The organism is Paenibacillus sp. Pae15 (assembly GCF_024519685.1).
Taxonomy (GTDB): Bacteria; Bacillota; Bacilli; order Paenibacillales; family NBRC-103111; genus Paenibacillus_G; species Paenibacillus_G naphthalenovorans.
In genome coordinates this window covers 60,462-72,762 of the sequence record NZ_JALJRM010000013.1, presented here as the reverse complement: position 1 = coordinate 72,762, position 12,301 = coordinate 60,462, and the positions used below count along the sequence as shown (strand labels likewise).

General features: G+C 53.6%; 10 protein-coding genes and 1 pseudogene. 2 read left to right on the top strand and 9 right to left on the bottom strand.

Features of this window, described 5'->3' with window-relative positions:
* Nucleotides 1–2 precede the first annotated feature (2 nt).
* Genes NR121_RS12920 through NR121_RS12910 form a run of 3 tightly spaced genes read right to left on the bottom strand, consistent with a single transcriptional unit; the run spans nucleotide 3 to nucleotide 3,201 of the window.
* The gene (locus NR121_RS12920; RefSeq protein ID WP_054817584.1) at nucleotides 3–887 is read right to left on the bottom strand and encodes an acetaldehyde dehydrogenase (acetylating); all 885 of its coding nucleotides are present in this window, start codon (nucleotides 885–887) and stop codon (nucleotides 3–5) included.
* A gap of 46 nt (nucleotides 888–933) precedes the next feature.
* The gene (locus tag NR121_RS12915; RefSeq protein ID WP_254611341.1) at nucleotides 934–1,722 is read right to left on the bottom strand and encodes a 2-keto-4-pentenoate hydratase; all 789 of its coding nucleotides are present in this window, start codon (nucleotides 1,720–1,722) and stop codon (nucleotides 934–936) included.
* Nucleotides 1,723–1,734: 12 nt separating this feature from the next.
* Entirely contained in the window at nucleotides 1,735–3,201 is a 1,467-nt protein-coding gene (locus NR121_RS12910; protein ID WP_062406362.1) for an aldehyde dehydrogenase, read from the bottom strand.
* A 281-nt stretch (nucleotides 3,202–3,482) separates the two neighbouring features.
* Between NR121_RS12910 and NR121_RS12905 the strand changes: the two genes are divergently transcribed.
* The gene (locus NR121_RS12905; RefSeq protein ID WP_074728055.1) at nucleotides 3,483–4,418 is read left to right on the top strand and encodes an amidohydrolase family protein; all 936 of its coding nucleotides are present in this window, start codon (nucleotides 3,483–3,485) and stop codon (nucleotides 4,416–4,418) included.
* A gap of 116 nt (nucleotides 4,419–4,534) precedes the next feature.
* Nucleotides 4,535–5,719 carry a 4-hydroxybenzoate 3-monooxygenase gene (pobA, locus tag NR121_RS12900; RefSeq protein WP_256831297.1) on the top strand — a complete coding sequence of 395 codons (1,185 nt, stop codon included), beginning with the start codon at nucleotides 4,535–4,537 and terminating at the stop codon, nucleotides 5,717–5,719.
* A 190-nt stretch (nucleotides 5,720–5,909) separates the two neighbouring features.
* Here the strand turns inward: pobA and NR121_RS12895 are convergent.
* The 6 genes and pseudogenes from NR121_RS12895 to NR121_RS12870 all read right to left on the bottom strand — a co-directional run.
* Nucleotides 5,910–6,086: pseudogene (locus tag NR121_RS12895) on the bottom strand (aldehyde dehydrogenase family protein); the annotation flags it as partial.
* Nucleotides 6,087–6,186: 100 nt separating this feature from the next.
* Complete coding sequence (locus tag NR121_RS12890) at nucleotides 6,187–7,452, bottom strand: pyridoxal-phosphate-dependent aminotransferase family protein (protein ID WP_256831296.1); 1,266 nt, start codon at nucleotides 7,450–7,452, stop codon at nucleotides 6,187–6,189.
* A complete protein-coding gene (locus tag NR121_RS12885; protein WP_256831295.1) occupies nucleotides 7,449–8,735 on the bottom strand; it encodes a Zn-dependent hydrolase in 1,287 nt (428 codons plus the stop codon). Before NR121_RS12885 ends, NR121_RS12890 begins: the two co-directional genes overlap by 4 nt.
* 131 nt (nucleotides 8,736–8,866) lie before the next feature.
* Nucleotides 8,867–10,231, bottom strand: coding sequence for an allantoinase (locus tag NR121_RS12880; protein WP_256831294.1), 1,365 nt, complete (start codon nucleotides 10,229–10,231; stop codon nucleotides 8,867–8,869).
* 73 nt (nucleotides 10,232–10,304) lie between these two features.
* Nucleotides 10,305–11,402: an ABC transporter substrate-binding protein gene (locus tag NR121_RS12875; RefSeq protein WP_174350563.1), complete on the bottom strand. Its 1,098-nt coding sequence runs from the start codon at nucleotides 11,400–11,402 to the stop codon at nucleotides 10,305–10,307.
* A 28-nt stretch (nucleotides 11,403–11,430) separates the two neighbouring features.
* Nucleotides 11,431–12,291: an ABC transporter permease gene (locus NR121_RS12870; protein ID WP_256831293.1), complete on the bottom strand. Its 861-nt coding sequence runs from the start codon at nucleotides 12,289–12,291 to the stop codon at nucleotides 11,431–11,433.
* Nucleotides 12,292–12,301 lie beyond the last annotated feature (10 nt).

Genomic DNA, 12,301 nt, shown 5'->3' with positions numbered 1-12,301 from the left:
CTTTATATCGCTTTTTGCGTCAAACGGTGCTGCGCCAATTCTTCGGCCACCTTCACGGCTGCGGCCGTCATGATATCGAGGTTGCCCGAGTACTTCGGCAGGTAATCCCCCGCGCCTTCCACTTCCAGAAATACGGTGACTTTATTTCCTTCAAAGATGGGCTCCGTTCTCAACCGATAGCCGGGAACGTAAGATTGTACCGATTTGACCATAGCGTAAATCGAATCCTTGATTTTGTCCTCGTCCAATTGTTCTTCCGCCACTAAAGCATACACCGTGTCCCTCATAAGAATAGGTGGCTCGGCCGGATTCAAAATAATAATGGCTTTTCCTTTTTGCGCCCCTCCGATAACTTCAATCCCCCGTGCCGTTGTTTGCGTAAATTCGTCAATGTTCGCACGCGTTCCCGGTCCTGCGCTTTTACTGGATATTGTCGCAACAATTTCCGCATATTGCACCGGACTGACCCGGTTGATCGCATGAACGATCGGGATGGTCGCCTGTCCTCCGCAAGTCACGAGGTTAATATTGTCCTCTGCGATATGCTCGCCAAGGTTGACCGGAGGAATGACCAAAGCGCCGACGGCGGCAGGGGTCAAATCAAGCACGCGCTTTCCCGCTTCCTTCAATAATTTCGCATGGCGGATATGCGCTTTGGCGGAAGTCGCATCAAACACAATGTCCGCAAGCTCCGGACGCTCCAGAAATCCCTTGATCCCCGTAGTAATCGTTTCGAATCCCCGCTCTTTGGCGCGAAGCAGACCGTCGGACTCCGGATCAATACCGATCATGGCGGTTAACTGCAGTATGTTGGAGCGCTCTAATTTCAGCATCAAATCCGTGCCGATATTACCTGATCCCAGAATGGCTGCTTTGATTTTGGACATGGAAGCCCACTCCTTTCATATCTTCGGTACCCTTCATGCTTGAACGCTAAAATCGAACCTTGACTTCGCCTAAATGGGCAAATCTCGCCAGGAAAGAATCTCCCGGCCCGGCATTTACAGCAGCGGAAAGAGCGCCTGAGAGAATCACCTCGCCTGCTTTGAGTACAATGCCAAACTCGGATAATTTATTGGCCAGCCAAGCCACGCATGCAGCCGGGTGTCCCAAAGCGGCCGCGCCCACCCCTGTGTTCATGATTTCGCCGTTCTTATACAGAACGACGCCAAGCTGTGCAAGATCGATCTGATCTACGGAATGAGGCGTTCCCCCTAACACATAAAGTCCGGAAGAAGCGTTGTCGGCGATCGTATCCTGCAGTTTAATTTTCCAGTCGGCTATCCTGCTGTCCACAATTTCCAGAGCAGGAATAATATAATCGGTGGCTTTCAAGACATCCATCACCGTAATCCCCGGCCCCGCCAAGTCCTGCTTCAGCACAAAAGCAATCTCGGCTTCGACTTTAGGCTGTAGTACCCGGTCCAAAGTGATTTGGCCCCCGTTTTCCGCCGCCATACTATCCAATAAGTGGCCGTAATCCGGCTGATCCACGCCTAGCAATTGCTGCATGGCAAGGGAGGTCAGGCCGATTTTCTTTCCGACGATGCGCTGTCCGGCGTCCACCTGCTTTTGAATGCCATAAAGCTGAACCTGATAGGCCTGCTCCACCGTCAAATCCGGATCAAGCTCCGTAAGGGGCGAAACCCCTTGACGTTCTGCGACCGCCTTCTCAAGATGTTCGGCATATTGTATCGTTTTCCGATCAAACCTGGAACTCAACGCCATTCCCTCCTATAGTTTGATACAAACATTCGTCAATTCGGTATAGAACTCGAAGCTGTGAATACCGCCTTCACGACCAATGCCGCTTTGCTTCATACCGCCGAACGGAGTCCGTAAATCACGCAAAAACCACGTGTTCACCCAAACGATACCCGCTTCAATCCGGCCTGCTACCCGATGGGCCCGGCGCAGATCATTGGTCCAGATCGACGCGCTCAAGCCGTAGTGTGTATCGTTGGCCTGGGCAATGACTTCTTCTTCTTCATCAAACGGCATCACCGTTACCACCGGCCCGAAAATCTCCTCGCGCACGACGCGGCAATTGCGGTTTAATCCTGTGATGATCGTCGGCTCAAGAAAATATCCCCTCTCCAATCCTTCGGGACGCTTGCCGCCGATCAGAATTTGCCCTCCTTCTTCCTGGGCCAGCCGGATATAGCCGGTTACACGCTCATAATGCTCCGCCCCTACAAGCGCCCCTACCTTTGAATGATGATCAAACGGATCTCCGACAACAAGCTCTTTGGCTTTCGCCGTAAATTTGTGCAGGAATTGTTCGTATACGGGCCGCTCTACATAAATGCGCGACCCGCACAAACACACTTCTCCCTGGTTAATAAAGCTCGATTTCAACGTGGTTTCAATGACTTCATCCAGATCCGCATCAGCAAAGATGATATTCGGATTTTTGCCGCCGAGCTCGTAAGAAAGCTTTTTTAACGACCGGGAGGCCGCCTTCATGATGATTTTCCCGGTTTCCGTTTCCCCCGTGAAGGAAATGGCGTCTACATCGGGATGCTCCGATAATGCCGAACCGGCGGAATCGGGGCCAAAGCCGTTGACAATGTTCACCACGCCGTCGGGCACGCCCGCTTCGCGGCAAATTTCCCCCAGGATCGTAGCCGTCATCGGGGTTAATTCGGCCGGTTTGATGACGCACGTATTGCCAGCTGCAAGACAGGGAGCCAGCTTCCAGGTCAGCAATAGCAGAGGCAGGTTCCAGGGATTAATCAAGCCGACGACGCCTACTGGACGACGAATGGAATAGTTGATAGCAACGTCATCCGTATGGTAAGCTTCGTTGCCGACAGAACGCAAATAATCGGCAAAGAAATGAAAGTTAAAGGCGGAGCGCGGAATATCGACCGAGCTTGAAAGCCATAACGGTTTGCCGGTGTCCAGCGATTCCAGCCTGGCTAACTCATCCTTTCGCTCCAGAATAATATCTCCGATCCGGCGAATCACGGCAATACGGTCATTGAGGGTCATGGTTTTCCACGGTCCGTTTAACGCTCTTCTCGCCGCTCCCACAGCGAGGTCAATTTCTTCCTTCCCGCCTTCGGAGACCTTGCCCAATACTTCTTCCGTTGCCGGATTAATATTATCAAAGGTCCTTCCGTTGAAGGATGAAATATATTGTCCGTTTATGAAATGCTTGCAATCCATAGATCTTACTTGATCTTGTACAGCCGACATAAGTAAACCTCCTTATTTTTGGAAGGAATTTTTGGAATAAAATTGAAATACAGCGCTTACATATTGCTTTTTTATTAGCTTACCTGAATACAATTTTATATACAACACCATTGTTCCTCTATACGCAACAATTAAATTTATTTTTTAAAGTATTTTTTTGTGATCCCGGCTGTGCTAAAATAAGTACATTTCCTTATACAAGACTATCGTTCTTGTATATGCAACAATTTGGCGTCGATCACCGTGGCTTATGAAGCGGACGATGCAAGGAGCGTGGTTTGATGTTTGATGTACACACCCACTTTATTCCCCCGGATGTGATGCTCTGGCTGAAGGATCATCAACAGACCGTCCATGCCAAGTGGGAAAGAAGAGCACCGGATCAGGAAGATTTTCTAACGGTGAACGGCAAATGGAGCTTTGAACTGAAAAAGGCTTTTATTGAACCCCATCGATACCTGCAGGAACAGGAAGCGGCCGGCGTTGCTCATTCCCTGGTTTCACCGATCCCCCAGCTTTTTATGTATGACTTTCCCGATGAAATCACAGATGAACTCTCCGCCGTCTATAACCGATCGCTGGCCGATTGGGTCCAGGCCCATCCCGACAGAATTTCTGCATTGGCCACCGTTCCGCTGAACAATCCCGTTCTTGCGGCAAAAGAATTAAAGCAGGCGATGGAGTGGGGATTAAAAGGGGCCATTATCGGGCCCGGCCTATCCCATCGGATGCTGACGGACGATTTTTTTACCCCGTTCTGGGAGGAAGCCGATGCCCGGAGAGCGATTATTTTTATCCATCCGTTACTGTGCGAAGACCCTCGTCTAAAGAAGCGAATGATGCCCAATCTCATCGGCGTTCCCTGGGAGACGACGGTGTGTGCTGCGGATTTATTGCTGAGCGGAATGCTGGACAAATATCGGAACGTCAAAATATTACTGGCCCATGGAGGCGGATTTCTGCCTTACCAGATCGGGCGCTTGAATGAAGGCTATACCAAATGGAAAGCGGTTTCCTCTATGCTGGAAAGCCCTCCCGGCGATTATTTGCGCCGTTTCTGGTTTGACACGGTGCTGTGGAATGGAGCAAGCTTGCGCTGCCTGATTGATTTGGTAGGTGAAGAACAAGTGGTTCCCGGCTCCGATTTTCCATTCGATCTTTGCTCATGGCCCCCCGAATTCGACGGCGGAACCGGCATTAAGGGACTTATGGGATGACAGCTTCGGGCCGGCATTTTTTTGCCGAAATGAAAGCGTTTGCGTTACGGTGGCAGGTTTTGATTTTCATAGATTTGGGATTTAAGCCAATAACATCATTACAGGAGGTCTCAACCATGCGTACACAAGTGGGAATTATCGGGGCGGGACCGGCAGGTCTCATGCTTTCGCATCTTCTGCATCTCCAGGGAATAGAGTCGGTCATCATCGAGAACCGGACCCGCGAAGAAATCGAGGGAACGATCCGTGCAGGCGTACTTGAGCAGGGCACCGTCGATCTCATGAAAGCAACGGGCGTCGGCGAACGGCTTAGCAGGGAAGCGCATTTTCACCATGGGATCGAGCTTCGCTTCAACCGCAAGGGCCACCGCATTAACATGCATGAGCTTACCGGCGGAAAGAATGTGACGGTATATGCCCAGCATGAGGTCATCAAGGATCTGGTTGCCGCCCGTCTCCAAGCCGGCGGGGAATTGATTTTCAATGCGGGCGACGTCAGCCTGCACGATCTGGACACCGCCACACCGAAAATCCGTTACCGCAAGGACAAAGCTGGAGAGCTCCAGGAAATCGCTTGTGACTTTATCGCCGGATGCGACGGCTTCCACGGCCCGTGCAGAGCGGCGATCCCGGGAACCGTCCGCAAGACTTACGAGAAAAAATATCCGCTCGGCTGGCTCGGCATCCTTATCGAAGCACCGCCGTCAGCGCCTGAACTGGTCTACGCCCATCATGAACGCGGTTTTGCACTGCTCAGCACACGTTCACCGGAGATTCAGCGCCTCTACATCCAGGTCGATCCCAGAGATGACATCGCCAACTGGTCCGACGACCGCATATGGACGGAGCTCCATGCCAGGCTGGAGACCGATGAAGGGTGGAAACTGATCGAAGGCCCGATTATTCAGAAGGGCATCATTGCCATGCGCAGCTTTGTGTGCGATCCGATGCAGTACGGCAGGCTCTTCCTGGCCGGAGACGCGGCGCATATCGTCCCGCCGACCGGCGCCAAAGGGCTTAATCTGGCCGTTGCGGATGTCCAAGTCCTAGCACGCGGCTTTGACGCCTTCTACAAAACCAGAAAAACGGAGCTGCTTGAGCGTTATTCCGCGACCTGTCTGCGCCGCATCTGGAAGGCTGAGCGCTTCTCCTCTTTCATGACATCACTGCTGCACGTCAATATGGACCACAGCCCGTTCGAGCGAGGTATCCAACTTGCCGAACTGGATTATATCACTTCCTCCCGGGCCGCCTCGACCAGCCTTGCAGAGAACTATGTCGGGCTCCCCATGGAATGGTAAGAAAAACACAACGGGCGCACACCGATTAGGCGATGCGCCCGTTGAGCATGGTCTCCTATGGATATGTATACTTTATAGGCGTAGGCCGCCTCCAGCTGCAATGCCGGACGGCGGCCGCTGCATTGACCTCTGATCTATTTTCAACCTTGTCAGCTTGGGTATGGGAAATCCGAGGTTTTACCGTTTGATCAAATCTGCCGCTGCCGCTTGCTTTGTTTCCTCCAAACGGAATCACGGGACTGTCATTCACCGTTTGGTCGTTCATATGGGTCATTCCGCTCTCGATTTGCAGCGCAAGCTCCTCTCCTCTTTCCAGATCAGACGTAACGATAGAGGAGCTTAAACCATATTCCGTATCGCTTGCGATGGCGCTGGCAGTGGGGGTGTGCCTCTCCCGCTGGCCACTGCGCTGAAAATCAGCCTTACAGGCGGCGTTTTCCCGGCGCGCTGTTAGATGGATTTTCAATCTAACGGACGCCAGCGGACGCCTCATACACAGTGCCTTTCGCTTCCATATACACATCTAACGCAGCCTGCACGGCCCGGCCGGCGTCGATTTTGGCCCGGTGCCGGATCAGCACGGCTTCAAGCGCGCCCAGCACATGAAGCACATTTCTTTGATTGCTGCTGTATCCCATGGTACCGATTCTCCAAATTTTCCCCTTCAGCGGGCCGAAGGAGCTGGCAATCTCCACGCTAAACTCGCTGAGCAGCATATGCATCACCGAATCCCCCGATATTCCCTCCGGGACTTGAACACAGGTCACTACCGGAAGCTTGCAGTCCGGATCGCCGAACAGCAACAATCCCATGGCCTGCAGCCCGGCGACCAGAGCCTTTTCCTGGAGCTTATGCCGGGCAAAACGCTGCTCCAATCCCTCCTCCAGCACAAGGCGCAAGCCTTCCCTGAGCGCATACAGCATGGAGGTAGCCTCCGTATGGTGGTTCAAACGGCGCGGTCCCCAATAGTCCTGCAGCTGGCTCAAGTCGAAATAATTGCTGCGGATCGTTCTCCCCGAACAGCTCAAGTCGACATGGGGATCGCGCAGCCCGCGCTCCACTTGCTTGCGTTTGCGGATTTTCGATTCCGCTCTTTCGTTGTAGGTGATCGGGGCCATGCCGGACGGCACCGACAGGCATTTTTGCGTACCGCCTATCGCCGCATCAATCATCCATTCGTCTACCCGTACGTCCGTCCCTCCGATCGTAGCCACCGCATCCACAATGAACAGCGCATCCAGCTCCCGGCACGCCCGGCCGATCTCCTGAAGAGGCTGCATCCGGCCTGTAGACGTCTCTCCGTGAACCATAGCAACCACATCCGGACGTTCCCGCTTCATCATGGCGATGACCTGCCCGGGGTCAAATACTTTGCCCCACTCTTGTTCCATTGTCATCACCTCGGCTCCGCACCGCTCGGCGATTTCCGCGAGAAGATGTCCGAATCGCCCGTAAATGGGAACCAATACCTTGTCGCCCGGCTCAATAAGACTGACCATGACGGCCTCGATACCGGAGCGGGAAGTACCGTCGATCGGAAAGGCATACTCATTCCCGGTTTGAAACACTTCACGCAGCATGCCCATCGTTTCATTCATGATATCGGTAAATTCGGGATCGAACTGCCCCAGAATCGGCGTGGCCATCGCCCTCAGCACGCGCGGATCCACCTCCACAGGGCCGGGGGTCATGATGGTGCGCAATGACGGTGCCAGATCTTTGTATTTTCTCATCGCAATTCCTCCTTGTAACCGTACAAATACAACCATTCCACCAACGTAACGATGCCGTCCGCCAAATCCCGGGGATCGCTGTACTCCAGCGGCGAGTGGCTGATCCCTTCTTTGCTCGGAACAAACAGCATGGTCGTCGGGCAGACCGCCTGAAACATCTGCGCATCATGCCCCGCTCCGCTGAACATGGAGCGGTAGGCAAAGCCGCGCCCTTCACAGATGGATGCCAAGCTGCGGTTCATATCCGCATTCATCCGGACCGGGTGCATGCTCATCCATTCATGAAAATCGACCGACAGCTGCCTCCGCTCGGCGATCTCTGCAAAAACGCTCTTGAATGTGCTGCAAAACTGCTCCAGCACTTCCGAATCGGCATCGCGAACATCCACCGTAAAAACGACCTGGCCGGGGATGACATTGGCCAAATTAGGCTGTACCTGCAGTTGACCCGTCGTAGCCACGAAAGGCTCCCTTTGCGACAAAGCCGTTTTTTCCAGAAACGCTATCATTTCGCACGCTCCGGCCAATGCATCCCGGCGCAGCTTCATCGGTGTGGTTCCCGCATGGTTGGCCGTTCCGTCAACCCGCACCATAAACCGCTTTTGCCCGACGATGCCGTCCACGATTCCGATAGACAGCCGTTCCCGTTCGAGGACTAATCCCTGTTCGATATGCAGCTCTATGAAGCCGGCAAGAGCGCTGCGGCGCGGCGACGGATACCTGCCGAGCCCGAAGCCTGCGGCCTCCATCGCTTCCTGCAGGCTGATGCCGTCGATATCCCGAATCGCCGGAACCGCATCCAGAGCGTACTTTCCCGTAATATTGCCCGATCCCCAATACGTCAGCGGAAAACGGCTGCCCTCTTCTTCACACAATGAAACAACCTCCAGCGTTCTCCGCGGAGCCCCAAACCGTTCCTGCAAATATGTCAGCGCAATCATGCCGGCCAATATCCCGTAAGCGCCGTCGTACCTGCCGCCGCACTTGACGGTGTCGAGATGGGAACCCGTCAGCAGGACCGGCTCATCCGGACGGCTTCCCTCCAACCGCCCGAACAAATTGCCGCAATCGTCGTAATAGGCGTGCAGTCCCGCCTCTGCCATCCGTCGGGCCAGCGCCTGCTGGGCCAAGCTCCAGGCGTCGCTGTACAGGAAACGGGTAACTCCTCCCGACGCATCCTTGCCATAGTCCGCCAACCATTCAATCGCCTGCTGAATATCCGCTGCAAATCGTGAACGGTCGCTATCGGACACTTGAAGTTCGGTCACGTATTTATCTGCCATCTTGAAGCACCCTTTCACGAAAAATCTGCTCGGATTGTTTAACGATAACGATAAAGAAAATATGCATTTTCAGCGGTGCTGAACGCCTCCGAATCGCGGCCGCTCATCCCTGAACGGCTTTACTTGACGGTTCAGGAGCGCAGCCATCGTCCGTCTTTGGGATTCGTTATGCCGGATTGCCAATCATAAACGAGCTGCCCCCGAACGAGCGTGTACTTTACCCGGCATTCCATTTGTTTGCCTACATAGGGATTGTGCTTATGCCGGTCGTACAAATGCTCCTTCTGCAAAACGTAGGGCGCGGAAAAATCGACGATCGCCAAATCCGCATCCGCCCCTGGCCTGATCTCCCCCTTTGTACTGTGCAGCCCAAAGCGGCGGGCCGGATGGGTGGACAGCATGCGGCATAATAAAGGGAGCGGAATGTCCCGCCGGACGTAGCCTTCGCCAAGGAACAGCTCCAGAGAGCTTTGCGCCCCGGAAATGCCTCCCCAAATGTCGAACCAATTGTCGGACACCTTCAGCTCCGGCGGGCAGGGAGAATGGTCCGAGCTAATCATGTCGATATCTCCTTGCCTTATCGCCTCCCACAAGCCTTCCAGCTCCTCTTCCGTGCGCAGCGGAGGCGCGCACTTGGCCAGCGCCCCGATCTCCTCCATGGCATCGCCTGTGAGCATCAGGTAATGCGGGCAGGTTTCGAGCGTTACATTCAAGCCCGCCCGCTTGGCGGTACGGATCTCCATTACCGCCGCAGGACTGCTGATATGGACAAAATGCAGCGCGCAGCCCGTCAGCTCCGCATAATACAAAGCTCTGCGGACCGCTTCAAACTCGGCATAAATCGGCCTGGAGTGCAAATAATCCTTTGCTGAAACCAGTCCTTTGCTTTGCTTCTCGGCAGCCAGCGCGCTGATGATCGGTTCGCTTTCGGCATGCAGGGCGAGAATTTTGCCCAATCTTGCAATCTCCTGCATCCCCTGATAAAGCGTCCGGTCGTCGACTTCTCGAAAAGCCCCCTCCTGCTTCCCGCCGGCTGCGGACAGGAAGGCTTTAAACCCGATCACTCCCGCTTCCGCTAAAGGCGCAAGCTGCTCTACATTACCGGGAACAAGCCCGCCCCAGAACGCATAATCGATGCAGGAACGCTGCTTGGCCAGCTCCAGCTTTTCCTTCAAGGCCGCCACCGTCGTCGTCGGCGGGAGGCAGTTGAGCGGCATATCGAAGTATGTCGTGCACCCTCCTGCGGCCAGTGCGGCCGAACCGCTTGGAATGCCTTCCCAATCGCCCAGGCCCGGCTCATTCAAATGAACATGGACGTCGATCATCCCCGGAACGGCCACTTGACCTCTGGCGTCAATCTCCATTCGGGCGGACTCCGCAATCGTCTCCTGAATGCAGGTAATCACCCCTCCAGCAATGCCGATATCCATTCGCTCAATCCGGTCATACCCGACGATATGCCCGCCCTTGATCACTACATCGAATTCCGCCGCCATGCTGTTTCCTCCTAGTCCGTTTACAAAATCAGTCCTTAAGATCGGAAGCGATCTTCAGGACTGACATGATTTCTTACTTCAATTCCGCTTTCACCAATTCGGGCGCTACTTCTTTGAGCAGGCTCAAATCGTGATAGCTTTTCGGATCCTGCAGCTCCCTGATATTCCCTACGCTTTTCAAGTAGCTGCCAACCGCTTCTCCGTTGCTGTCATTCAAGTAGTTATCATTCACTTCCATGCTGTACACATTGCGGTTCATAATTTCGGTCAGTTCGGCTTCCGTTAAGCGGAGCTCCGGCGAAAGAATTTTGATCGCTTCCTCACGGTTATTGTTAATGAAATCGGTCGCCTTGTTCAGAGCACGCAGCACCGCTTTGATCGTATTCGGATTTTTCTTCAAAAAGTCGTCCGTGACCTGAATCGTCGTATGCACGCTCATCCAATTGACATCGCCTTGTTTGTCCGGCAGCTCACTCTTCGTCCCGCTGAACAAAAATTTGCCTCCGCCCTGGATCGCCTTCGTAATGAACGGCTCCCATGCAGCCATCGCATCGATATCGCCTTTCTCCAGTGCGGTAACGGCATCGCTGGGCGCCAGATTCACGTACTTGATCTTCTTTGCATCGACGCCAAGCTCTTTGGCCATGTTGTCGATCGCGATGACGACGTCCGCACCGTTTGGTACGCCGATCGTTTTTCCTTCCAGATCCTTCGCGCTTTTGAGCTCTAAATGTTTACCTCCCACCACGGCCTGCGTACCGGCAATTTGCGCCAGCGGGGCAACGATTTTCACGCCGACATTATTGGATTTCAAAATGATATCCATAAAGTTGGTCTGGATGCTGATCGGCGCGCTTCCTCCGGCGACCATCGGGCCGATGTCCGGACCGCTTTCAATCAACTGACTCGTAACCTCCAGGCCTTCTTCCTTAAAATAACCCTTCTTGTCGGCAATGATTTGCTGCGAAGAGATTTGCGCATCGCGCACACCTACGAGGGTGAACTGTTTCAATTCAATGCCGTCGTTTTTCACATCAGATGCGTTCGGCGTGCTGCTTCCGCCCGGTTCCGCCGCATTTCCAGGTGATCCGCCCGAACCGCATGCCGCCAGATTCAATGCCATGGCCAATACGACCATTGTGCTTCCCAAAAACTTCAAACGTTTTTTCATGGTTACCCCTCCGAATGTCGTGTGGTTTTTATTTCTCTACAGCGCTGCGCATGCCGTTTTTACGCCATGTCACCATTCTTCTCTCCAAGCGCTTTAAGAGATACGAGAAGAAACTGAACTCCAAGCCTATTAAAACAATCGCAACAAACATATTGGACATCTTGAAGTAGTTGCGAGCGTCAACGATAATGTAGCCCAATCCGGATTTGGCACCCATCATCTCCGATACGATCAGAGCTGAAAAACCAAGCCCCAGGCTGACCTGCGCACCGACAAAGATACTCGGAACGGCGGAAGGAAAGATGACTTTGAAAAAGATATGCCTCTCACTGGCACCCAGGCTCAGCGCCGACCGGATCAGCGTGGGATTGACCGACCGCAGTCCGTCCAGCGTATTGGTCAATACCGGAATGAACGTAGTCCATGCAATCAAAAGAATTTTGGGAAATTCTCCGATACCGAGCCAGATGATGAAAATCGGAAGCAGCGCCAAAGCGGGAATCGGGCCGAGCAAATTCAAAATCGGACTGAGCCAATAATCCACTCTGCTGTATTTGTTCATTAACACCCCGACCGCTATGGCACAAACCATTCCGATGGCAAAGCCGACCAGAATGCGTGCGGTGCTCGCCGCAATACTGCTGGCGATCAGCCCCGTCTTGGCCAAGTACCACGCTTCCCGTACGATAGCCGAAGGCGCCGGAAGGAAGATCGGATTGAAAAAAGCGAATCTTCCATTCAGTGTGCTGACGGCTTCCCACAGCAGAAAGAAGACGACGACCGGCAGCAGTCCGTTATCGACCCAAGTTTTCTTTTTCCGCAGCATCCTGCCGCCCTTGGCCGAAACCAACGCTTTGGAGGCAACGAGAGAATCCGGCATTTTACTCATGACTTACGCT